Source organism: Microbacterium protaetiae (genome assembly GCF_004135285.1).
Classification (GTDB): domain Bacteria; phylum Actinomycetota; class Actinomycetes; order Actinomycetales; family Microbacteriaceae; genus Microbacterium; species Microbacterium protaetiae.
In genome coordinates this window covers 1702703-1726076 of record NZ_CP035494.1, presented here as the reverse complement: position 1 = coordinate 1726076, position 23374 = coordinate 1702703, and the positions used below count along the sequence as shown (strand labels likewise).

General features: G+C 71.1%; 13 protein-coding genes. 2 read left to right on the top strand and 11 right to left on the bottom strand.

The features are described from left to right. Positions 1–259: 259 nt before the first annotated feature. A complete protein-coding gene (gene pip / locus ET475_RS07990) occupies positions 260–1282 on the bottom strand; it encodes a prolyl aminopeptidase (RefSeq protein WP_129388326.1) in 1023 nt (340 codons plus the stop codon). Positions 1283–1466: 184 nt separating this feature from the next. Between pip and ET475_RS07985 the strand changes: the two genes are divergently transcribed. Both ET475_RS07985 and ET475_RS07980 read left to right on the top strand, forming a co-directional pair. Next, complete coding sequence (locus ET475_RS07985; protein WP_129388322.1) at positions 1467–3224, top strand: cation:proton antiporter; 1758 nt, start codon at positions 1467–1469, stop codon at positions 3222–3224. Between the two features lie 31 nt (positions 3225–3255). Beyond that, positions 3256–3678 (top strand): recombinase family protein, encoded by a 423-nt coding sequence (locus ET475_RS07980; RefSeq protein ID WP_242497804.1) that lies wholly within the window; start codon positions 3256–3258, stop codon positions 3676–3678. A gap of 91 nt (positions 3679–3769) precedes the next feature. Here the strand turns inward: ET475_RS07980 and ET475_RS07975 are convergent, their stop codons facing one another. From ET475_RS07975 to ET475_RS07930, 10 genes are all read right to left on the bottom strand, one after another. Beyond that, on the bottom strand, positions 3770–4528 hold the full coding sequence (locus tag ET475_RS07975) for a hypothetical protein (protein ID WP_165310828.1): 759 nt from the start codon (positions 4526–4528) through the stop codon (positions 3770–3772). After that, positions 4516–6081, bottom strand: a complete 1566-nt coding sequence (locus ET475_RS07970; RefSeq protein ID WP_129388312.1) for a serine/threonine-protein kinase — start codon at positions 6079–6081, stop codon at positions 4516–4518. The genes ET475_RS07975 and ET475_RS07970 overlap by 13 nt, the downstream gene beginning before the upstream one ends. Continuing rightward, positions 6078–7586: an FHA domain-containing protein gene (locus ET475_RS07965; protein ID WP_129388309.1), complete on the bottom strand. Its 1509-nt coding sequence runs from the start codon at positions 7584–7586 to the stop codon at positions 6078–6080. Before ET475_RS07965 ends, ET475_RS07970 begins: the two co-directional genes overlap by 4 nt. Then, positions 7583–8437 carry a PP2C family protein-serine/threonine phosphatase gene (locus ET475_RS07960; protein WP_129388306.1) on the bottom strand — a complete coding sequence of 285 codons (855 nt, stop codon included), beginning with the start codon at positions 8435–8437 and terminating at the stop codon, positions 7583–7585. The genes ET475_RS07965 and ET475_RS07960 overlap by 4 nt, the downstream gene beginning before the upstream one ends. Then, complete coding sequence (locus ET475_RS07955) at positions 8434–9717, bottom strand: RDD family protein (RefSeq protein WP_129388303.1); 1284 nt, start codon at positions 9715–9717, stop codon at positions 8434–8436. Before ET475_RS07955 ends, ET475_RS07960 begins: the two co-directional genes overlap by 4 nt. Further along, the gene (locus tag ET475_RS07950) at positions 9714–12101 is read right to left on the bottom strand and encodes a transglutaminase-like domain-containing protein (RefSeq protein WP_242497803.1); all 2388 of its coding nucleotides are present in this window, start codon (positions 12099–12101) and stop codon (positions 9714–9716) included. Before ET475_RS07950 ends, ET475_RS07955 begins: the two co-directional genes overlap by 4 nt. Beyond that, positions 12098–13354, bottom strand: a complete 1257-nt coding sequence (locus ET475_RS07945; RefSeq protein WP_129388300.1) for a DUF58 domain-containing protein — start codon at positions 13352–13354, stop codon at positions 12098–12100. The genes ET475_RS07950 and ET475_RS07945 overlap by 4 nt, the downstream gene beginning before the upstream one ends. Further along, positions 13354–14325 carry an AAA family ATPase gene (locus tag ET475_RS07940; protein WP_129388297.1) on the bottom strand — a complete coding sequence of 324 codons (972 nt, stop codon included), beginning with the start codon at positions 14323–14325 and terminating at the stop codon, positions 13354–13356. The genes ET475_RS07945 and ET475_RS07940 overlap by 1 nt, the downstream gene beginning before the upstream one ends. Positions 14326–14350: 25 nt before the next feature. Continuing rightward, positions 14351–20416, bottom strand: coding sequence for an Ig-like domain-containing protein (locus ET475_RS07935; protein ID WP_129388294.1), 6066 nt, complete (start codon positions 20414–20416; stop codon positions 14351–14353). A gap of 306 nt (positions 20417–20722) precedes the next feature. Then, positions 20723–22966 (bottom strand): LLM class flavin-dependent oxidoreductase, encoded by a 2244-nt coding sequence (locus ET475_RS07930; protein WP_129388291.1) that lies wholly within the window; start codon positions 22964–22966, stop codon positions 20723–20725. Positions 22967–23374 lie beyond the last annotated feature (408 nt).

The following is a 23374-nucleotide window of genomic DNA, read 5'->3' as shown; positions in this document are numbered from 1 at the left end:
ACGGCGAACAGCAGCAGCACCAGGAAGGGCCGCACCGGAAGCACCGCCGAGCACCAGGAGACCCGGCCCGAATCGTCGCATCAGCCCGGGGAAGCGACCATTCGGGACGGAAAACGCGTCCGGCAGCAAACACGCCGGCCGGAATCGTCGCATCAGCCCGGGGAAGCGACCAGATGGGACGGCGAACGCCGGCAACGCCCCGCGCCCAACGCCCCGCCCTGGCGCCCGCGCCGGCGCCCGCGCCCGCGCGGGGAGCGCCTCAGCGCTCCGAGGCCGCGAAGCGCTCCGAGGCCGCGAAGCGGTCGGTCGCCGCGAAGCGGTCGGTCGCCGCGCGCAGCGCGCGGGCGATGCCGGGCTCGCTGGCGGCATGGCCGGCGTCGGGCACGACGACGAACTCGGCCTCGGGCCAGGCACGGTGCAGCTCCCACGCGGTCATCATCGGCGTGCAGATGTCGTAGCGGCCCTGCACGATGACGGCCGGGATGCCGCGCAGCGACGCCGCCCGCTCGATGAGCTGCCCCTCGCGGAACCACCCGCCGTGCAGGAAGTAGTGGTTCTCGATGCGCGAGAACGCCACGGCGTGGTCGGGCTCGACGGCGTGGGCCACATAGTCGTCGTCGGGAAGCAGCGAGATGGTCTCGGCCTCCCACCGCGACCAGGCCACGGCCGCCGGCACGTGCACGGCCGGGTCGGGGTCGCGCAGCCGCCGATGGTACGCCTCGATCATGCGCGAGCGCTCGAGAACCGGCACCTGGGCGACGAAGTCTTCCCAGACGTCGGGGAACAGCGCCGAGGCGCCGCCTTCGTAGAACCATTCCAACTCGTGGCGGCGCAGCGTGAAGATGCCGCGCAGCACTATCTCGGTGACCACGGAAGGATGCGCCTGCGCGTATGCGAGCGCGAGGGCGCTCCCCCACGACCCGCCGAAGACCTGCCAGCGGTCGATGCCGAGGTTCTTGCGCAGAAGTTCGAGGTCGGCCACCAGGTGCCAGGTGGTGTTGTGGCGCAGGTCTGCGTTCGGCTCGGAAGCGTGCGGTGTCGACCGCCCGCACCCGCGCTGGTCGAGGAGCACGATGCGGTACCGCTGCGGATCGAAGAACCGCCGGTGCCAGGCCGATGCGCCACTGCCGGGCCCGCCGTGCAGGAACACGACCGGCTTTCCGTCGGGATTTCCGCACTGCTCCCAGTACATCCGATGACCGTCGCCGACCAGCAGCATCCCCGTGTCGTACGGCTCGATGTCCGGATACAGGACGTCGTCCAAGTGCGTCGGACCGCTCACATCTTCCCCCCGACGTTCGAGTTTTCATTGAACGTCATGCGCTAACGTTATCGCGAGCGCACCGCCGGGGCGATGATGCCGCCGCCCGCATATGCGCATCGGGCAGGCATCCCGTGGTGGTTCGTGCGGGAGACCCTGCCCTGGGGCATTCTCCCTCCCACACCCGCCGTCGCGAGGAGGACCGATGGAAGACCCCCTGCTGTTCGGACTTCTGATCGCGGTCGCGGGCACCGTATTGATCGTGGTGATCAACACGCTCGCCCAGCGCCTCGGCGTCGCGGGCCCCCTGCTGCTGGTGGCGGTCGGCCTCGTCATCTCGCTGCTGCCGTTCGTGCACATTCCGCCGATCCCGCCGGAATGGATCCTCGTGGGCGTGCTTCCTCCGCTGCTGTACTCGGCGGCGGTCAAGCTCCCGGCAATCGAGTTCCGGCGAGATTTCGGTCCGATCGCGGGCATGGCCGTGATCCTCGTGCTGGCCAGCGCGCTCGTGCTCGGTGTCTTCTTCTGGCTTGTCATCCCGAGCGTGTCGCTGCCGGTGGGCATAGCCCTGGGCGCGATTCTTTCACCGACGGATGCCGTGGCCACATCGATCGTCAAGAAGCTCGGGATCTCGCCGCGTGTGGTGACGATGCTCGAGGGCGAGAGTCTGCTCAACGACGCCACCGCCCTGGTGCTGCTGCGCACCGCGGTGGCCGCCATCGCCGCGGGATTCTCGGTCTGGGGTGCCGTCGGCACCTTCTTGTGGGGAGTGATCGCCGCCGTCATCGTCGGCGCCGTGGTGGGCTGGCTCGTGCTGACAGTGCGCACGTGGATCGGCGGCGCCGCCGCGAATACGGCCATCAGCTTCTGCGCGCCGTTTCTGGCGTATCTGCCCACCGAGCACCTCGGCGGATCGGGCCTGGTCGCCGCGGTCGTGGCCGGCATCGTCAGCGGCCAGGGCGCGCGGGGCCGGCTCACGCCCGAGCAGCGCCTGAGCGACAACCTCAACTGGCGCACCATCGAGCAGGTGCTCGAGGGCGCCGTTTTCCTGGTCATGGGCCTGGAGCTGCGCGAGATCGTCACCGAGAACATCGCCGATGCGGGCAGCATCTGGCAGGGCATCTGGCAGGGCGTCTGGCTCGCGCTGGTGGCCCTGGCAATTGTGCTCGTGGTGCGCACCGGATACATCTCCGCCATCGTCTGGGGACAGAGCAGACGCGTGGAACGCATCGACCGCGATCGTCTGGAACATTTCAGCGACCGGCTCGACGCCGTCGCCGACGGCCGAGAGAGCTTTCCCGACGGCCCGGGCATGCCGCGCAGCCCACAGCAGCAGGAGCGGCGGATCGCGATGATGCGCACCCGCATCAGCCGCAGCCTGGCAGACCTCGACTATTACCAATCACGGCCGGTGGGCTGGAAGAACGGCGTGGTCCTGGTGTGGGCGGGCATGCGCGGCGTGGTCACGCTCGCGGCCGCTCAGACGCTGCCGCGCGATGGCGTCGACCACCGCGCGCTGCTCATCTTCGTCGCGTTCCTGGTGGCACTGATCAGCCTCATGCTGCAGGGGCTGACGCTGCCCTGGGTGGTCAGGGTCCTCAAGCTGAGCGACACGGACGAAGACTCGCCGCTGGCCGGCGAGAAGGGACGATTGGATGCTGAGCTGCGGGCGGCGAGCGCGCAGGCACTGAGTTCGGGAGACCTGCGCAAGCACGACGGCACGCCGTTCACCGAGACGGTCACCGAGCGCATCCGCGACCAGCTAACCATTCCGCCCGACGAGACCCGCTCGCTGGTCGCACGCGAGATGCTCGAGTTGCGCCTGATCTCGATCACCGCGATGCGCCGGCGACTGGCGGCGCTGTCGCACGACGGCACATACAGCTCGGCGACGCTGCGGCACGCGCTGGCCGAACTCGACGCCGATGAGATGAGCCTGCGGCTGCGGATCGATGATGAGTGACAGCGTCGCAGGTGAGAGTCAGAATAGAGGGATGAGCGAGACCGGTCCCCTTCCGGAGCACGTGGCCGCCGAATGCCCCGAGTGCTTCGAGCAGCTGCAGCACGACCACGACTGGTGGCAGGCGCGTCCCACCGGATCGCGATTGGTGGGTCTGGTCGTCTCCCGCGATGACATGCCCTCCATCAAAGAACAGCGCGACGATCTGACCCGGTTCGGTGTGCCGATCGAGGGGTTTCGGCATCCCGCTCCCGAGACGTTGGAGAGCTGGGAAGAGCGGCTGGTTCGACTGTTCGGCACCTTGCAGAACGGCGACGTGCTCGTGGTGGCCAGCATCCACGCCCTGGGCCGGTCTCGTGAAGAAGAGAATCGCACCCTGGCCGAACTGCGCCGCCGCGGGGTCATGGTGAAGGTCCTCGGTCACAACAGCCGACACTTGTCCGACGTCGGCCGCTGAACCGGCTCAAACGCCCGCAGACCAACACAGCCAGCCGCAGACCAACACAGCCAGCCGCAGACCGGCATACGCCGAGCGCCTCAGATGCGCCTCAGATCGGCTCGTCGGCCGCCGCTTCGTCGGCGTTCGTCACCTCGTCATCCAGCAGCGGCAGATCGTCGCGCGTCACCAGTCGCGCCGCGATGGCGTGCTCGACGAGCCGCACGCGTCGGTTCGTGGCATATGCCCGGGCGCCGCCGCGCAGGCCGGGAACCCCGATGCGGTCGAGCTTGTCACACACATTGTCGAGTTTGCGGTTGAAGCGGGTCAGCGACCAACCCAGCCGCTGGGCGGCTTGGGCCGAGGTCGGCAGCTCGCTCATGCCGGTGCCTTCGCGGCGCAGCAGCGGCTCGGCGAGCGCGAGGATCATCGCCTTCTGGCTGGCGGTGAGCGGCACTTCGCCGATCGTGGACTGGCCGGCGTCGTCAGAGAACCGCACCGTCTCTTGGAAGGCCGGCTCGGCGGCGTGGATGATCAGCTCGTACGTGGTCGGGCCCGCGCTGAAGATCACCGTCGTCGTCTCGAAGACCAGCGGCAGACGCGCCCCCGGCGCCAGCCACGCCTGAACACGCCCGCCCGAGTCGGTGACGGTGGCGGTCAGTCGCGATCCGACGTTCGCGAGCAGCCAGAGCCCGTCGACGCAGTGGATGGTCAGGAAGTGGCGGTGCAGAAAGAGATTGTCCTCGATCGCGAGATCGCCCTCGCGTCCGACCGTGAACACCTCGCCCGGGCGCACGGGAAACTGCTCGCCGGCGAAATCGACGATGATCTCGGCGCCGTCCTCGGCCTCGGCGGGGGTCACGGCACGCACTCCGTCGCAGGTTCCGAGAACGCCCCGTCGGTGCGCAATGTGCTCACTTCGATGCACGTGCGGCCGCCGGCATCCACCGGCTGCGTCGTCGTGGCCGAGGTGACCTTCTGCGGCGAACCGGGCGCGTCGGCACGGGACACATCACGCCACAGGAAGACGTCGCCGTCGGCACCGTCGGTGTTCTTCCACGTCCACACGATCGACTCCCCCGTGCGCGTGCCGGTCAGCTCGGTGGGGGCGGCGACCGTGGCCGGGAGGGCGTCTTGCGGCTTGGCCGGAGCGCTGGTCTCTGTCTGGGTCGGGGGCGCGGGCGTGCCGAGCAGGGCGGGAAGGGCGAAGGCCACGACCGCGATCACCCCGACCAGGAACACGCCGCCGCCGACACCCGCCCACAGGCCGACCTTCGAACGGCGGCGCGGGGCGGCATCCTCCCCCGGCAAGGCCGCAGGCTGCGCGGTCACGGCGTGCCCGGCGGCATCGGGTACGGGTGGGGCGAGCAGGTGTGGCGCCGGCGCTCGCAGCACCGTCGCGTCGGCCGAGGTCGTCTCGCCCACGCTCATGCGGGTGACGTCGGCAGGATGCGTGAGCCCGGCCGCCGGCGAGGTCTGCGGGTTGATGCCGACCATGCCCCGCACCCGGGTGAGGCCGTCGTCTTCGTCTTCGACGATGTCGTCGGGTGCCCCGTCGTCGAGGATGTCGATGGGGGTCACCGCCAGCGACAGCTCGATCTGCACCTTCTGCAGCGCGCGGGCGAACTCCAGTGCGCTCGGGTACCGGTCGGCCGGATTCTTGGCCATGCCGCGTTCGAGGGTGCGCTGCAGCGACAGCGGGGCGTCGTGGCGTCCGAGCGGGGCCAGCGGCGAGCGTTCGATGCGCTGGATGAGATCGGATGCCCCGTTGCGCTGTCCCTGCAGTTCGAACGGCGATCGTCCGGCCAGAAGGGTGTAGACGGTGGCCGCCAGCGCATACACGTCGGAGCGCACGTCGCTGCGCGGAGCGTCGGCGAACGATTCGGGCGGTGACCACGGAATCGACAGGCCCGCCGATTCGGCGGCGGCGTCGGTGGTGGACGCAATGCCGAAGTCGGTCAGTGCGGGCCGGTTGTATTCGGTGACGAGAATGTTCGCCGGCTTGATGTCACGGTGCAGCACGCCGGCGCGGTGGGCGGTCTCCACCGCTGCCGCCACCTGCACGCCCACCCGCAGCGACTCGGCCACCGAGAACGGCTCGCGGCGGTAGCGCGCCTGCAGGTTGGGCTTGGGGCAGTACTCCATGACCAGATACGGCCGGCCGTCGCCGGCCACACCGGCCTGGTAGATCGTGACGATGGCGGGATGCGTCGACAGCATCGCCATGACGTTGGCCTCGTCGGTGAACTGGCCGATCGATCCGCTCGACATGCGGCCGGCCAGCAGCACCTTGACCGCGACGCGGCGGCGTGGCAGCTGCTGCTCGTAGAGGTACACGTCGGCGAACCCGCCCGAGCCGAGCAGCTCGATGAAGGTGAAACCGGGCAGCTCGGGCGGTGGTGCCGGGGGTCGTCGGGCGCTCACGCGATGCTCTCCACGGTGACCGTCACGCCATCGCCGAGATCGAGCACATCACCGGGGACGACGACGTTGCGCTCGCCCGGGTGCAGGCGCACCGGGTCGGCTCCGGTGCGGTGCAGGGTGGTGCCGTTCGTGCTGTGCAGGTCGGTGGCCAGGATCGAATCGCCCTCGACGCGCACTTCGAGGTGGCTGCGCGAGATGTCTTGCTCGGGGCTGTCCACGGCGATCAGCCGGGGCAGATCGGTGCCGGTCACGCGCGTGGAACGCGGGCGTCGGCCGATCACGACCGTGCGGTCCAGGGGCACTTGTTGACCGGTCGACAGGCGCAGCCGCCCGGGGGCGGCCGGACGCGGCGGGGCGAGAGGCTCGGGCGTGGAGTCACTCGCCGGTTCGCCCTCGCCGCGCGCACGACGCGCCTCGGCGAGCGAAATCGTCTCGCCGTCGTGGTCCCCCCGAACACGCACGGATGCCACTGTATCGAGGTCATCGCCCCCCGTGGGGGCGGCGGCCGCGTCGGCAGCTGCGAGAGCGTCCGCAGCAGCGGGAGCGTCGGCAGCTGCGAGAGCGTCGGCAGCGAGAGCGTCCGCGGCAGCGGGAGCATCGGCAGCGGGGCGCCCCTCCGCCGACATCGAGGTGGCATCGAGGGTCAGCACCGGCAGCTCGTGCGCCCCGGGCACGACCGGCGGCGGCGCGAGCGGCGAGGCGGAGGCCCGCGGCACGTCGCGGGAGTCGAGCGGCACGTCGCGGGAGTCGAGCAGGCCCGGGGTCGTATCGGCGGTGGATGCCGCGGCCGCGCCGCCGGCGCGCGGTACCGACTCCGAGCTCTCGGCGGGCGGCGCGGGCGCAGCGGTCTCGGCGGCAGGTGCCGGCTCCGGGCTCTCGCCGGAAGGCGCTGCCGGCGGCCGCTCCGCGGCACGCGTTGGACCCTCGGCGGAAGGTGCTGCCGCCGGCCGCTCGGCGGAACGCATTGGGCCCTCGGCGGGCGGCGCAGTCACAGCCGGCGCCATCGCCCCGCGGCCGGGTGCGGCATCCTGAGCCGGCGCGTCCTGGCCGCTCGCGGCATCCCTCGTCCAGTCCACGACCAGCGCCGACACTCCCACGACCCCGTCGCGCAGGGGCAGCAGCGCGTCGGCCGTCGCGCCCGACTGCAGGCTGATCTCGGTGCGCACGACCCCGGCGATCACCTGCTCGGACCATGTCGTCACCCCCGCACCGGTGAGATGCGTGGTCTGCTGGGTCGGGGCGGTCGCCGTCACGGTGATCTCGCCGCGCACCGCTATGCGCACCCCACCCGATTCGGCCACCGCCACCGCGAACGGCGGAATCGCCGACAGCGTCGTGCCGTACGCGCCGGTCAGCGCCTGCAGCACCGCCGCCAGACCGCCCGCGCCCACCTCGCGCCAGATGGCAGCGAGCAGGTCGGCCGAGGCCTCGCCGTCGATCACGACGATAGCCTCACCCGCGGCGATCAGGTGTGCGGAGCCGGGGGCGTAGCGCAGAGAGGTCATTGGCTGCTCCCCTCCCTCACGCGCCGCGCGCGGGGGCGGGTGTCGGCATCCAGCTCATCGTCATCGTCGGGGAAGGCCGGCTGCGTGCCACGATCGTCCACGCGCCCATCGCCACCGACCACGCTGAGCGCATCGACCACGACCGCGGTGATGTTGTCGCGGCCGCCGTGCAGCAGCGCCTCGTGCACGAGCCGGGTGGCCGCCGCCTGCGGGTGCGCCTCTTCGCGCAGCACCCGGGCGATGTGGTCGACATCGAGTTCGCCGGTCAGCCCGTCGGAGCAGATCAGCATGCGGTCGCCCTCCTCGGCGGGAATGAGCCAGTAGTCGGGCGGAGCGGCGCTGCCGGCGCCGATCGCCCGGGTGATGACGTTGCGGCGGGAATCGCCGGCCGCTTGGGCCCGGTCGAGCTCTCCGCGGTCGATGAGCTCTTGCACCACGGAGTGGTCGACGCTGATCTGCTCGAGCCGGTCGTCGCTGAAGCGGTAGGTGCGCGAATCGCCCACATTGACCGCCAGCCAGTATCCGTCGCCGTCGAGGTCGGCGATCGCCACTCCCGACAACGTCGTGCCGGCGCCGGCTCCCCCGCCGACAGGCAACGCGTCGACCCGCCAGCGCGCACGCCCGAACGTGTCGAGAAGCTGGTCGACCGTCACACTCGGCCGGCCGGTGAGCCGCCCGAATTCCTCGACCACGGCGGCGCTGGCCACCTCGCCGGCCCCGTGCCCGCCCATGCCGTCGGCGACGAGGAAGACGGGGGATGCCGCGAGAAACGCGTCTTCGTTGTGCGGGCGGCGCAGTCCCACGTCGGTGGCGGCGCCGGTGAGAACCGAGATGGGCGACGTCGCTGTCATTCTGCCTGCTCCACGGTCGCACTGCGGTCGCCGAACTCGAGCCGGTCACCGGGGCGCACCGGCGTGTGCTGCCCGGGGACGAGTGCGGCGCGCCGTCCGTTGCGCACCAGCACGACGCCATTGGTCGAGTGCCGGTCGATCACCCGGATGCCGTGCGCGTCGACATCGATCTCGAAATGGGTCTTCGACAGCGACAGCGTCTCGTCGCGCACCGCCACCACGCTCGCGCCGTCTTCGCGGGCCGGGTTGCGGCCGAACAGGGTTCTGCCGCGCACTCCGGTGCGGCTGCCGTTGTCCCACACCAGCAGGGCGGCGCCGGCGGGCACAGCTTCGGCGATGGGGCTGCGCACGACGGTGGCACCCAGCACCGGGTCGGACGGGTCCGCAGCGTCGGGCGCCGGGCGCGGGGCCGGAACAGAAGCGGCGGCGGGCGCCGAGACGGGAAGGGATGCCGCGGCGGGAGCGGATGCCGCAGCCGGTGATGCGATGGGGGCGGGTGCCACGGCCGGCGGAGCGACGGGGGCGGGCGCCACAGCCGGCGGCGCGACGGGGGCGGATGCCGCAGCCGGTGCGACGACACCCGGCACCGCCGAGATGACCTCGCGCGACGGTATCGCGGCCGGTTGCGCAGCGGCGTCGGGGACGTCGGCCCAGGCACGCGACCCGGCCGATCCGACGCTCGGGCGAGCGATGGCCGCTGCCGACGTGAGGCTGATCCCCTCGTCGATTTCGGGGGCGGGTGCCGCCGCGATCCAGGCCGGAGCGGGGGTCGACGTGACGGCGGGGCGATCACCGGCCGGCACGACGACGGCACGCGCCACCCGGTCATGCCAGCCCTGCCGGTGCACGCTCGGGTCGAACAGCGGGCTGAACCAGCCGACCACGATCGACCCCGCCGCGCTCCACACGATGGTGCGCAGCAGCGCACGACCGAACCCGATGGGCCCGGCCGTGTCACGGTCGACCACGCGCACCCCCAGGGCGCGCTGGCCGATCGATCCGCCCCCGCCCTGCAGTCCCGACAGCACGAGCAGCCAGACCACCGCGACGGCGAAGACCAGCCCCTGCACCGTGAGCGCGGCGCCGGCCAGCTCGGCAGCGGTGGTCGGGCGCGCACCTGCGACCACCACGATCGACGCGACGATTCCGACCACCAGGGCCAGCACCGCGCCGATCACCACGTCGACCACGCAGGCGCCCGCCCGTCGACCCAGCGGCGCCGCAGCGGGCGCCCCGGCGATCTGCCCGGGAAACGGCGGCGGGGGTGCCGGCCAGCTCATGCTTTCTCCTCCTGCGGCCGCGCGGCCGCGGCATCCTTCACATTCTGCCGCGCACGCCGACGTGCCCCGGGCAACCAGCGCCCGGCCCAGGTGCCGGCCAGCAGCGACCGCAGACTCAGCCGGGCCCGCAGCCGGCGCCAGAATCCACGCTGCTGCCCCATCTCGTCGACGGTGGTGTCGATGTGCGCCCAGAACTGCTCGACCTCGGCATCGCTCGGCTCGGTGGGCCCCCAGACCTGCGCGTCGGCGTGCCGGGCCAGCACCGCCACCGCCGGCTGGCCGAAGGCGCCGCCCACCACGGCGGCGTCGTCGGCACGCGTCGCCCCACGGGGAACCTCGACGCCGTAGTCGACGGCGCGGTCCTTCAACTCATCCCAGCCGCCGGTGATCCGGTCGGCGGGGCGCGCGGCGTCGCGGCGTCGTCGCCGGCGCGACGACTTCAGCGCGCCGATGACGACGAAGGGGCTGGCCAGAACCGCGAGCGAGCCGACACCGATGCCGGCCGCCGCGAGGATCACGGGAAGGATGCCGCTGCCCTTGCTGTCGTCGTCGTCTTTCTCGCGATCGGCGGGAACGGTCGGGGGCTCATCGGCAGGCTGCTGCTCGGGCGGCGGCGGCTGCAGCACCTGCGGCTTGGGCTGCGTGCGAGGCTTGGTCGCCTGATCGGTGGGGATGTGGTCCTTCGGGGGCGTCGGGTCGAAGGTGACCCACCCCACGCCCTCGAACGGGACCTCGACCCACGCGTGCAGGTCGTCACCGGTCGCCGCGAACGTGCTGCCGGTCTCGCCCTCACCGGGATAGAAGCCCATCACCACACGCGCCGGAATGCCCAGCTCGCCGGCCATCAATGCCATCGCGACCGCGTACTGCTCATCGTCGCCCACCATCTGCGCCGACTGCAGAAGCGTCGCGATGCGCGCGGCGCCGTGTCCGGGCAGCGACCAGACTTCACCCTCGAGCCCGTGGCTGAAGTATCCGCCGTCGGCGAGGTACTTCTCCAGCGCCCGCGCCTGCGCAATGGGAGTCGCCGCGTCGGCGGTGGCCTTGCCGGCGATGGTCGCCAGCTCTTGCGGCACATCGCGCTGCTTCGGGATCGTGACCTTCGCGAACGGCGTCTTGGCCAGCGCCTTGTCACTCGGCTGCGCGGCGAGAGTCGTCTGCAGCAGGTAGCTGTCGCCGGTGGCGAGCGGGTCGGTGACCAGCCCGGTCGAGGTCACCTCGTTGTAGCGGGCGGCCCGGCGCAACGTGTCGGCGCGGTCGCCCTCGAACGTGATGGTGTGCACGGCACCGACATCGGGCAGCCACGCGCCCTGCAGCGCGCCGATGGTGATGCGCACATCGGCGCGGGTGCCGGTCGCTGCCTCAGACATGTTCGAGCGTGCCGGAGAGAACGCGCTGGATGACCCGAATCCCGCATCGGCGACGTTGTAGACCACGCCGTTGTAGGCGTCCATGACCGCCAGACGCACCCGGGCGTTCTGCGGCATGTCGTCGACCGTGAACAGCGTGGTCGTGCGGTCGTCGCGCACATACTTGCGGAACGACTGCAGCGGGCTCGCATAGTCGTGGATGTCGAACGGTGGGATCACCACGTCGCGCAGAATGTAGCGGGGGGATGCCGGAGCCGCCACCGCTCCCCCGGCAATGCCCACCACCGCGGCGACCGCGAGAATCGCCGCGCCGCCGGCCACACGCCGGCGCGCTCCCGCACGCGATGCCTGCCCGGTCTCACCGAGTGAGACCACGGTCGTGGTCGGCACCCACGCCGCGCGCACCGCCAGCCAGGCGATGGCCACGACGGCGAACACGACGCCTTCGATCAGGGGCGCGGCCGGCGCCGGGGTGCCCAGCGCTATCTGCGCGAGCAGCGCGGCGGTCGCCGGCAGCAGCGCCCACGCCGCGTGCCGCAGGCGCAGCGCGAGGCTCGCCGAGAGCACGCCGGCCACGAGCAGCAGCAGGAACGGCACGAGTCCGAGCCCGTCGGCGACCGAGACCGGAGCCACGGTGGTCAGCAGCTGCTTCCACGACGTGATGACCCCGGCCGCCAGCTGCTGCAGCGACTCCAGGCTCGGCACGACACCGCCGATGCCGCTGGCAGGCACGGCCAGCGCGGTGCCGAACACGAAGTAGCCGATCAGGGTCGCCGCCGCCACCAGCAGCACACCCCAGCGCAGACGCGCACCGATGGCCGCGATGGCCAGGCCCAGGGCCAGTCCTCCCAGCGCGGGCAGCAGGTAACCGGCGCCACCGAAGGTGGGCCAGAACCCGATGACCGGCACCAGCAGCAGCAGCGCGACAGCCGTCAGGTCGAGCACCCACCGCCGGCGTGGCAGCGGTGCAGGGCCGCTCGCGGGCGCGGTCATGGGGCGCGCGGGCGCGGTCATGACAGCACCCGCTGCAGGGCCGAGGGAAGCTGGTCGAGCCGCGAGACGGTGACAACGGCCGCGTCGCCGATGCGCCGCAGCTCCGGGTCGTCGGCCCGGGTGTCGACCTGCACGGCCAGCACGCGGGTGCCGTAGGGCAGCCGCGAGCAGGCGACCCGCAGGCGGGCGGCATCCACCGTCGATCCACACACCAGCACAGCAACCGCCGCCAGCGGCACGGCGGCCGCGACCGTTCCGGCCAGCTCTTCGAGACGCCCGTCGCGCGGGCGGGAATGGTCGAGGCCGGCCAGCGCGTCAAGGAACCGCTTGCCGGTGGCCGCGGGCAGCGCCCGCCCGGGCACGTGCACATCGACGCGACGTGAGTCGCGCAGCGCGCGCAGGCCGAGCGAGCCGGTGACCGAGACAGCAAGCTCGAACTCGTCGTCGCCGCTCACATCGCCGGGGGCTGTGGACAGCCCGATCACGAAGTGCGAACGCCGGGTCTCTTCGTACTGGCGCACCATCAGCTCACCCACGCGCGCCGACGAACGCCAGTGCACATGCCGCAGGTCGTCACCCGGCTGGTACTCGCGCAACGCGTGGAAAGACACATCGTCAGGCGACAGATCGGCGGCCGGTAGCCCTTCGAGGTCGCGCATGAAGCCGAGCGTCTGCCCCGCGAACGACACCGTCTTCGGGTGCACGTACAGGTCGATGGGCTCGTCGCGGTGGTGCACGCGTTCGAACAGCCCGAGCGGGTCGCCGCGCACGACGCTGACCGGCCCGACGGCGAGCACTCCGCGACGGCTCGTCGGAATCGCGAAGAGCTCTTCGACTGCGGCGCCGGGGGCCAGGCGGTCGACAGCGAACACGCCGCGCCCGGCGCCGACCGGCAGGATGACGCGGGAGGGAAGGATGGCGCGCTCGCCGTGGTTCGCCAGCGTCAGGGCGCCCACGGCCCGTTCCCCGACCACGACGCGCGAGCGGCCGAGGTCGAGGTCGACGTCGTAGGCGGTGCGGCCGATGAGCAGCAGCGCGCAGAGCACTATCGCCACGGTGAGCACGAGGGCTGCCACAACCAGCTCCCACCAGCCCAGACGCTCGCCGACGATCCACAGCACCGCGGTGACGGCGATCAGCACCCAGCCCACGGGGCGCACGACCGCGGCGACGGCCTTCGCCGCACGCCACAGACCGCCCAGGGCCCAAAGACCGACGGCCACCGGGGCCGAAGCCTCGGTGTGCCCGCTCGTGGTGCTGACCGTCGATGCCATCAGGCCACGGCCCTCGCCTGCGGCACCGCAACGCTCTCGAGCACGCGGGCGATGACGGTCTCGGCGGTGGTGCCGGCGAACTCCGCTTCGGGGTCGAGCACGAGCCGGTGCGTCCACACCGGCGCGGCGAGCGCCTTGATGTCGTCGGGCACGACGAAGTGCCGGCCCTGCGCGGCCGCCCACACCTTGGCGATGCGCACCATCGCGAGAGATCCGCGCACCGAGACGCCCACCCGGCAGGCGGAGTCGGTACGGGTGGCCTCAGACAGCTGGGCCGCATAGCGCAGCACCGCAGAGTCGACGTGCACGCTGGCGGCGAGGTCGGCCATATCGGCCACCGCGGCGGTGGTGATGATCGCCGGCAGGTGTGCGGACGGGTTGCGATCGGCCGACCCGGCCAGGATCCGCTCGGCGACATCGAGATCGGGATACCCGATGGTCGTCTTGACCAGGAACCGGTCGAGCTGTGCCTCGGGCAGCTTGTAGGTGCCGGCCTGCTCGATGGGGTTCTGGGTGGCGATCACCAGGAACGGGCGGCCCACCTCGTGCGCGGTGCCGTCGACGGTGACGCGCGATTCTTCCATCACCTCGAGCAGGGCCGACTGGGTCTTCGGCGAGGCGCGGTTTATCTCGTCGGCCAGCACGATCGAGGCGAACACCGGCCCGCGGTGGAACTCGAACGTGCGCGTGGACTGGTCGTAGATCGTCACGCCGGTCACGTCGGAGGGCAGCAGATCGGGCGTGAACTGGATGCGGCTCGACGTGCCCTGCACCGTGGCCGCCAGCGCCTTGGCAAGGCTCGTCTTGCCGGTGCCGGGGGCGTCTTCGAGCAGCACGTGCCCTTCGGCCAGCATCGCCGAGAGCACCAGGGCCACGACATCGCGCTTTCCCATCAGCGCCCGGTCGACGTTGTCGACGAGGCGCACGAAGGTGCCCTGGAACCAGGTGGCCTGTTCCGGTGTCATGGTCATTGTCTGCGCCGTCCTTCTCGTGCTGTCATTGCTTCCACGTCGTCTTCCCGTAGTCCTTGCCGCCGATGGTCACCCAGACCTGCTCGCCCGAATAACCGAAGTAGCACCCGGGCTCGAAGCTGCCGTCGGCGGGCACCTTCACGTTCGTGTAGGTCGAGAACGGGTTGTCGGTCGTGCTGGTCGCGTTGCACGAGACGGTGTAGGTGCCCGCGGTGAAGTTCTTGGTGGTGACCTTGTAGTGGTAGCACTTGCCCGATTTGCAGCCCGACTCGCCGGCGGCCGACGATCCCTTGCTCACCGTCGCGGTGGCCGCCGGTTTGGCCGCCGTGGTGGCCTTCTTTGTCACCGTCGAGCTGGTCTGGCCCTTGCTGTCGACCGACTGCACCTCGATAGTGCCGGTCTTGCTGTAGCCGTACGTGACGGTCTTCGACCCGGTCTTGGTGGCGTTGGTCCACGAGCCGCCGTCGATCCGGTAGCGCACGTGCACGGTCAGGCCGTTGGCGGCCGGCACGGTCCAGCCGAACGTGATCTTCTGCCCGCTGGCCTTCGCCGTCGCCGACGGTGTGCGCGGCGGTCCGTACGGCGTGGCACTGGCTCCGCCCGAGGCCGCACCGGGATACGTGGCCCCGTCGACCGTCGAGACTCCCCGCACCCGCACCGTGTATGCGGTGCCGTTGGCGAGGCCGGTGATGGTGCCCTTCGCACTTGTCCAGCTGCCGGTCCACGCCCCGCCGTTGAGGCTGTACTGATAGCGGATCTCGCCGCTGGTGGCGCCGTTGCCGGTGGCCGCCGTGAACGACACGGTGAGCTTCTTGTCGCCCGCGGTCACCTTCGGGGTGCCGGGCGCTCCGGGCGCTGCCACGCTGCGCCGCGCCGCCGAGACCTTGCTCCAGGCCCCCCAGCCGGCCTTGTTGTGCGCGCGCACCTTGAACGTGTAGTCGGTGGTCGAGTTCGCGACGCTGATCGTCTGCGACGTGCTCGAGGGCTCGAGGGTCTGCACGGTCGAGGCGCCGCGCATGACCACGAGCTGGTAGCCCGAGATCTTGTCGCCGTTGTCGGCGGGGGCCTTCCACAACACCTTCATCTGCGACTGCGGTGCGACCGGGTCGACCATCGTCGAGGTGGGGGCGGCAGGGGCGGCCGGGACGGTGGCCGGCACCTCGGTGGCCGACCAGGTGCTCCAGCTCGAGGGCTCGGGGGCGCGGTTCACCGCCTGCACGCGTACTTGGTAGGCGACGCCGTTCTCCAGCCCCGACCAGGTCGTCGAGGTGCCGGTGACCTTCGTCTTGGTCGCGATGCCCGAGGGCGGCGCGGGTGAGATCTCGAGGTTGTACGACTGCACCGGCGAACCGGGGGTCGACGGTGTCTTCCACGCGACCTTCAGGCTCTTGTCGCCGTACGTCAGCGTCGGAGCGGCCGGGGTGTCGGGCCGCGCGTCAGGGCGCGCGGGCTCAGAGGCCGGCGAAGCCGGCGAGGGCCCCACGCCGTTGACGGCGACCACGTGGAACGTGTACTCGACGTTGTTGGTCAGGCCGCTGAGCGTGCAGGTCGTCGAGGCGCAGGTGCGGCTGTACCCGCCACCGACCGCCGAGACGGTGTACTTCGTGATCGCCGAGCCATTGTCGACCGGTGGCATCCAGCTGAGCACCACGGTGCGATCCTGGACGCTGCTCACCGTCGGCGTTCCCGGAGCAGCGGGCACACCCTGCACGGTGAGGATCACATGCCCCTCGACCTCGCGGTCGGGGTCGGCGGTCTCATCCTGCACGCGGTACCGCACCACCATGCGCCCGACGAACGATCCGTCGGGGGTGATCTGCAGGTGGTCGCCGGCGACCGAGACGGCGCCCACGCCCGATTCGGTCACCGCGGAGGTGACCGTCAGCGGGTGGTCGGGGAACGGGTTGAAGTCGTTGTCGAGCACGTCGACGCGCACGGTCTTGCCCTGCGCGGCATCTGGCACGGTGTCGTCGTTCGCCGTCGGCAACGGGCGGGTGGATGCCGTGACGGTGACCGTCACCGTACCGGTGGTGGAGTGTCCGTGCCCGTCGTCGATGGTGAGACCGATCGTTGCCGCGGTGCCCTTCGGGGCCGAGGCATCCGCCCTCGCCGTCAGCTTCTGCCCGTCGATGGCCGCCGACAGCCCGTCGGGAACGCCGCCGGTGATCCGGTAGGTCATGCCGGCCAGATCGCCCTCGTCGGGGTCGGTGGTCAGAGCACGCAGGTCAAGGCCGGCGCCGTCGTCGCCCTGCGCGACCGACAGCGCACCGTTGCGGAACGTGGGCGCTTGGTTCTCGGCGGGCAGCACCGTGATCGGCAGCACCAGAGTGGCCTTCTGGCCCTCGGGGTCGTCGGGTCCGGTGCCGTCGGTCACCTCGAAGGTGAGGGCGTCGGGCCCGGAGTATCCGTCGGCGGGCGTGTACACCAGGGTGTGCTGGTCTTTGACGAGTTCTGCGCCGTTGCCGTGCACCGCCGCGACCTTGTCGGCTTCGGTGATCACCGCACCACTGCCCCGCCACACGCGCACGTGGTCGGCGAGGGGGATCGTGACGGTCTGGCCGCTGCGCACCGTGACAGCCCCGGTCGAGGTCAGTGCGGGGCTAAGCGCCGCCAATGCCGGCACGCGGATGAACGCCGACGCCGTCAGTCCGTCGCGGTCGGTGACGGTGTAGGTGAGGATCTGCTGCTTCTCACCGAGCGTGACCCGCACGGCGCCGTCGGCATCCACCTGCGCAGCGTCGTCGGCGACGGTGACCTTCAGGTCGGCGGTGACTCCGTCGGGGTCTTCGTCGTTGGCGAGCACGTCGACTCTCACCGCGCCGTCGTCGACGTCGGCGGCCGCGACCCGGTCGTCGCGAGCCACCGGTCGCAGCAGCGGAACGTCGTCGGCCACCGACACCTGCAGCACGCCGACCGCCTCGGCGCCATCGGCGTCGCGGATCGTGTACTGCAGCGAAGTGTCGACCGGGTGATCGGGCGAGTCGACGATGATCCGGTCGCCCGACACCTTCGCCGCAAGCCCCGGCTCGTCGGGCAGGATGATGCCGTTCGAGACCAGCCCGATGGCATCACCCTCGGGATCGGAATCGTTCGTGAGCACGGGCACGGCCACTTCGCGCCCCGGGCGCATCGCCACGGCGTCCTTGACCGCGTAGGGCGCTTGGTTGTCGGATGCCGCGGGCGCTATGCCCACGCGCACGGTGGCGGTGGCGTCCCGGCCGAGCCGGTCGCGCACGCGGTAGGTGAAGGAGTCGGCTCCCGTGCCCCCGCCGATGGCCTCATAGTCGATGTAGTCGGCTCCGACCTCGACCACGCGCCCCTTGGCGGGAGCCGACGCTATGCCCTCCAGTGTCACCGAGTCGCCGTCGGGGTCGATGCCGTCCAGGGGAATCGAGACGCGCACCTTCGCGCCGCCGAGCACCCGCGCGGTGACGTCTTTCGGGCGCGGGGCCTGGTTGTTGGCGGCATCAACGGCGAGAACCTGGATGCTGACGTATCCGGCGTCTTTCTGACCGCTGGCGTTGACGACCTCATAGGTCAGACCCACCGTGCCGGGCTCGGATCCGGCCTTGAACCGCACGGTGTCTTGCGAGACGAAAGCGGTGCCGGTCGCGGCATCCGGCAGCGGTTCGACGAGGTCGTCGGCCACGTGCAGCGTGCCGCCGTTCGGGTCGGAGTCGTTGTCGAGCACCGGGATGGTGACCACATCGCCGGCGCGCACGACAGCCTCGTCGTCGTCGGCCACCGGCGGGCGCACCACCTCGGGGGCGGGCACCGGGATCACGACCACCTGGCCGTCGGCACTGCGCGCGCCGTTCGAGATCGTGTAGTCGATCGTCACCTGCTCGGCCAGCGACCCCTGGTCGGTGACCCGCAGGGTCTCGTGGCCGAGCACCGCGACCGAGATGCCCGACGATTCGGGCACCGATACCGACTGCACCACGAGAATGCCGCCGGCCGGGTCGGAGTCGTTGGCCAGCACGTTCACGAGCGTGTCGCCGCCGTCGGGCAGCAGCGCGATGTCTTGCACGGCGACCGGCGGGTCGTCGGTGCCGGTATCGGCCAGCACGTCGACGCGCACAATGCCGTCGGCGGTCGCCGTGCCGGCGGCGACGAGGTACTGCACGTAGTAGGTGCCGACGTTGTCGGAGGTGAAGGCGAAGGTCTTGCCGGCGAAATCGGGCGTGATATCGGCTCCGTCGACGTCGTCGACACGGGTCAGGCGCAGCTCTTGACTGCCCGCCGAGTAGTCGTTGGTCAACGGTGAGACGGTCACCGACTGCCCCACCCGGGTCACCACGTGATCGGCGGTGGCCACCGGTTCGGTGGCACCGCGCGGGCGCACATCCAGGTGCAGGGTGCCCTCGGTGACCTTGGTGCCGTCGGACACCCGGATCTTGACGTCTTTGCGCCCGAGCGTCCCCGAGACGGCGCGGTAGGTCACTCGCCCGTCGGTCGTGGTCTCGACCTCGTCGCCCTTGGCCGCATCGGCCGAGACGAGGTACACGCTGTCACCGTCGGGGTCGCGCCAGTCGGACAGCACGTTGTAGGTGAGAACGCCGCCGGCCTCCATCGTCAGCGACGTCACACGCACCTGCCGCGGCGCCTGGTCGGACTGCAGCGGATGCACGGTCAGGGTCACGGTCGCGGTGTCGACGCCGCGGCGCCCGTCGTCGACCTTGTAAGTGAAACGGGCTGTGCCCGAGGCATCCTCGGGAACGATGATCTGCAGACCCGAACCGTTGTCGATCGACTGCAGCTGACCGAGCGACGGATCGCCGTCGGGCACCGACACCGTGAGCACGTCGCCGTCGGCATCGGTGTCGTTGTCGAGCACGGGCAGCACGGTGGTACGGCCCGGGCGCACACCGAACTCGTCGGGGTTGGCGACCGGTGGAGTGTTCGTCGCCGAGCGTTCGGGCAGGGTCGACTGAACGGTCTCTTCGGTGACCTCTTGCTCGTTCTCTTCGGCGTCGCCTTCAGGCGGGGTCAATTCGTCCCAGTTGTCGACCTGCTGCAGGCTGTCGCTGGCCATCCACGCCATGCCGCCGATGATGTCGTTGAGCACCACCACGTCGCGGTTCTGCCGAAAGGTGAGGTTCGCCGAGGTGTCGATGCCCGGGATGTCGGCGGCGAGGTCGTCGGCGGTTCCCGTGCAATCGCGCACGAACCGGCCCGAGCCTGACCACGCGCCGTACGTGCAGCCGTTCAGGCGCACTGGAGCGGCCGGTGTGCCGGTGCCCTGCGCCGGGTTCGCCTGCGGCGATCCGCCGCCCAGCGGCATCCGCACCAGGGCCGTGCTCGTGGCGACGGTCACGTCGGCATCGGCGGCCGACGGCTGCTGCAGCACCGCGCCGTCGGGGGCGGGCACGGTGGCGTTCAGGCCCGACGGCGAGCGCACCGTGCCGGTGCCGGGATCGAGCACGACCGGGGTGGTGCCCACCGCGGTGATGGTCACCTGCGCGTTCTTCGCGAGACCGTCGAAACCCTTCTTCTCTGCCTTGAGCGCCGCGCCCTCGGCGTCGACCGGCACCGTCCACAGCGTGCCCTGTGCGGGCGAGACCGCATACACCGTGCCGTCGACACCGACGGTGGCCGCCGCCCCGGCACCGAGCGTAGCGACGGGCTTGGTCGCCGCGGCGGTGAAGCCGCCGACACCGGCGGCGGGCACGACCCACAGCGATCCCTTCGCCGGGTCGAGCACGGCCACGGTGTTCGCGCCGAGGGTCACCTGCGCTCCGGCGGGCAGCGGGGTGCTGCCGGTCAGCGCCACCGTCGACGGATCGACGCTTGACAGAGAGTTGCCGGCCAGATCGTGCAGGAGCACGTTCTGCGCCGACTGCAGAATGTCGTAGTCGTCGGTGGCGGTGCGCAGACCCCCGTCGAGCACCTCCGACTCGTGGTTGAAGTGACCGACCATGAAGCTGGACTGCTTTGTCACCCACACGCTGCCATCGTTGAGATCGACCTCGGTCGTGGGGTTGCCCTGGTAGACGAACGCGAGGGTCGTGATCGCCACCGCGCCCGCGGTGACCACACCGGCACCCGCGAGCGTGCGCGGGTGAGCGCGCAGCCACGCTGCGAACCTCATGCGGTGTCGACTCCCCTCGACATCGCGCGAGCAGGGAACATCCTGGGGGATGCGGCATCCCGCCGCGACTCTCGTTCCGCCGTCTCCGCGGGGTGGGGACCTCGGGATCGGTACGGGCTCAGACGGACATGATCGGACAGGGCCGGCACAAAACCGGCCTCATGCAGGATATGCGAGGTTCCTGAAAACATCGACGGAGCGGCTCATCGTCCGTCATCTTTCGCCGGTATCGGCTGCCTTCAGCCGGATCCGCCGGTATCGGGTGCCTTCAGCCGGATCAGCCGGTCTCGGCTGCCTTCAGCCGGATCAGCCGGTCACGCCCTCCTCGGGCGGGATGGCGAAGTTGTCCGAGAACACTCCGTCGGGGTCGACGCGGGCCTTGATCGCCCGCAGGCGCTGCAGGTGCCCGGGCGGGAAGGCCTCGCCGATGCGCTCGGGTCGCAACGTGCTGTCGAAGGAGAGGTAGACCCCGCGCGAATGTGCGGCGATGCGGCGCCAGTGCTCGTCGAGGCGGGAGGCATCGGCTCCGAACGCCACGGCCGAGAACGACGCCTGACGGTGCGCGTAGGCGGTGGCATCCTCGGGAACATCGGCGACGGCCCCGCCGGTCGAACGGATCTGGAAGAAATAAGAATCACCGGCATCCAGCATCCCGGTCACGGCGGATGCCACGGCCGGTGTGAGGGCATCCAGCTGCGCCGAGCGCGCGAGCGGCTCACCGGCACCGTGCTGCGGACCGATGTCGGCGTTTGCCATGATCTGCGCGTACGAGGTCAACTGCACCTGCTGATCGAGCAGCGGCGCCAGCCGCGCGAACGGCTGCAGCACCGCGATGATGTCGTCGGGTTCGGGGGTGTCGACCACGGCGAGCATCTGGGCGACCTGTGGGTGCCCGAGCCGACGCGGCCCCATGATCAGAAAACTCGTGAGCTCGCGCGGCGCGTCATGCACGAGCCGGCCCCACTCGACGAGAAAGCCCGCGGTCTCAGACGCATCGAAGGCGAGCTGCGCGAACCCGAGCGGGCCGACTTCGTCGACCTCGAACTCGAACGAGGTCGCGATCCCCATGTTCGCGCCGGCGCCGCGCATCGCCCAGAACAGTTCGGGGTCGGATGCCGCATCCACCCGTGTGATGGTGCCGTCGGCCAGCACCACCTCGACGGCGCGCACGTGGTCGATGGTCAGGCCGTGCTCGCGCGCGAGCCAGCCGATGCCGCCGGCGGTCGCCAGTCCGCCGACGCCCACGGCGCCGTAATCGCCCGAGCTGAGCGCCCAGCCATGCCCGGCGAGCACAGCTGCCACCTGCATCCATCGGGCACCGGGGCCCACCCGCACAAGGCGACGGTCTTCGTCGATCACCTCGATGGTGTTCAGCCGCCGCAGGTCGATGACGATGCCGCCGTCGTTGGTCGACCGGCCCGAGATGCCGTGCCCACCGCTGCGCACGGCCAGCGGCGCGGACGGGTGCGCGCGAGCGAAGGCGAGCGCCTGGGCGACCTGCTGCGGCGAGTCGGGCTGCAGAACGATGCCCGGCTCGCCGCCGCGCATATAGGTGGACTGCACGTCGGGGTAGTCGAAGTCGCCGGGCTCGATCGCGTGGACCCCTGCCGGCACGTCGCCGTACGCGATGCCCGGGCGGCGGGCCGCCAGTGCCGTCTGTGACCGCGTGGATGCCGCGGCCGTGCCGCGCTGCGCGCGCTCGCGGGCGACGAACTCACGAACGGCTGGGGCTATCTCTTCGCCGAACGCCTGGATAGTGCCGGCGGCATCGGTGGCAAGGATGAAAGTGCCGATGCCGTCATCGAGGCTCAGCCGCCCGAGCTGCTCGATCCAGCCGGCCGTATCGCCCTGCGGACCCCCGATGTTCAGCAGCCGGCGGATCTCGTGCGGGTCGCGGCCGACGCCCGCGGCCGCGTCGTCGATGCGCTTGTTGCCTGCGGCGAGGTCGCCCGGCTTCAGGTAGCCGTGCGAGGGCAGCCACCCGTCGGCGGCGCGGCCGGTGAGGGCCAGCATCCGCGGCTTGTAGGCGCCGAGCCAGAGGGGAATGTCATGCGCGGGCCGCGGGCCGCGCTTGGCTCCGTGCGCTTCGTAGTACTCGCCGCCTTCGAAGATGCCGCCGCGGGATGCGGCATCCCACACCTGTCGGATCAGCCCGATCGCCTCTTCCAGCGCCGACACGGCCTGACCGGGGGTGAGCCGTCGCCCGCCCATGCCCTCGATGGCGTCCCAGAAGGCGCCCGAGCCCAGACCGAGATCGAATCGGCCACCGCTGAGCAGGTCGAGGCTCGCCGCGGCGCGGGCGACCACCATCGGCGGACGCAGCGGAAGGTTCAACACATTCGGCGCGAGATGGATGCGCTCGGTCTGCGCGGCGACGTAGCTCAGCAGCGTCCACGTGTCCAGGAAAGCCGGCTGGTAGGGGTGGTCTTGGAAGGTGACCAGGTCGAGCCCGGATGCCTCTGCCCGGCGCGCGAGCGCGACCGGCGCCTGCGGCTGCGCGTTGGCGGGGGTGATGAAAACGCCGAACTGCAGCGGATGCCCGTAATCCATGAATCCTCCCGAGGGGCCAACCGTGGCGTCGGCGGGTGTATTCCGCTGCATGGGGTGCGGTGGCGTGGGGGCGGGGGCGCGGGGCGCGGCGGCTTCCAACGCCCGTCCCATCCGGTCGCTTCCACGCCGCGAAGCGACCCTTCTGGACGGCACACGCCTCACCAGGCGCCGTGCGCGCGGCGCGGCATCCCCACGCCCGTCCCATCCGGACGCTTCCACCTCGCGAAGCGACACTTCGGGACGGCACACGCGTCACCGCCCCCAACACCCGTCCGATCTGGACGCTTCCACCCCGCGAAGCGACACTTCCGGACGGCACACGCGTCACCCGGCGCGCTGCGCGCGGCGCGGCATCCCCACACCCGTCCCAACCGGACGCTTCCACCCACCCAAGCGACACTTTGGGAC

Excerpts from the sequence above, each read along its gene's own strand:
- ET475_RS07940 (WP_129388297.1), bottom strand. The coding sequence starts at position 14,325 with ATGACCATGACACCGGAACAGGCCACCTGGTTCCAGGGCACCTTCGTG.
- ET475_RS07935 (WP_129388294.1), bottom strand. The coding sequence starts at position 20,416 with ATGAGGTTCGCAGCGTGGCTGCGCGCTCACCCGCGCACGCTCGCGGGT.
- ET475_RS07965 (WP_129388309.1), bottom strand. The coding sequence starts at position 7,586 with ATGACCTCTCTGCGCTACGCCCCCGGCTCCGCACACCTGATCGCCGCG.
- ET475_RS07930 (WP_129388291.1), bottom strand. The coding sequence starts at position 22,966 with ATGGATTACGGGCATCCGCTGCAGTTCGGCGTTTTCATCACCCCCGCC.
- ET475_RS07960 (WP_129388306.1), bottom strand. The coding sequence starts at position 8,437 with ATGACAGCGACGTCGCCCATCTCGGTTCTCACCGGCGCCGCCACCGAC.
- ET475_RS07980 (WP_242497804.1), top strand. The coding sequence starts at position 3,256 with ATGAGCGAGACCGGTCCCCTTCCGGAGCACGTGGCCGCCGAATGCCCC.
- ET475_RS07985 (WP_129388322.1), top strand. The coding sequence starts at position 1,467 with ATGGAAGACCCCCTGCTGTTCGGACTTCTGATCGCGGTCGCGGGCACC.
- ET475_RS07950 (WP_242497803.1), bottom strand. The coding sequence starts at position 12,101 with ATGACCGCGCCCGCGCGCCCCATGACCGCGCCCGCGAGCGGCCCTGCA.
- ET475_RS07955 (WP_129388303.1), bottom strand. The coding sequence starts at position 9,717 with ATGAGCTGGCCGGCACCCCCGCCGCCGTTTCCCGGGCAGATCGCCGGG.
- ET475_RS07945 (WP_129388300.1), bottom strand. The coding sequence starts at position 13,354 with ATGGCATCGACGGTCAGCACCACGAGCGGGCACACCGAGGCTTCGGCC.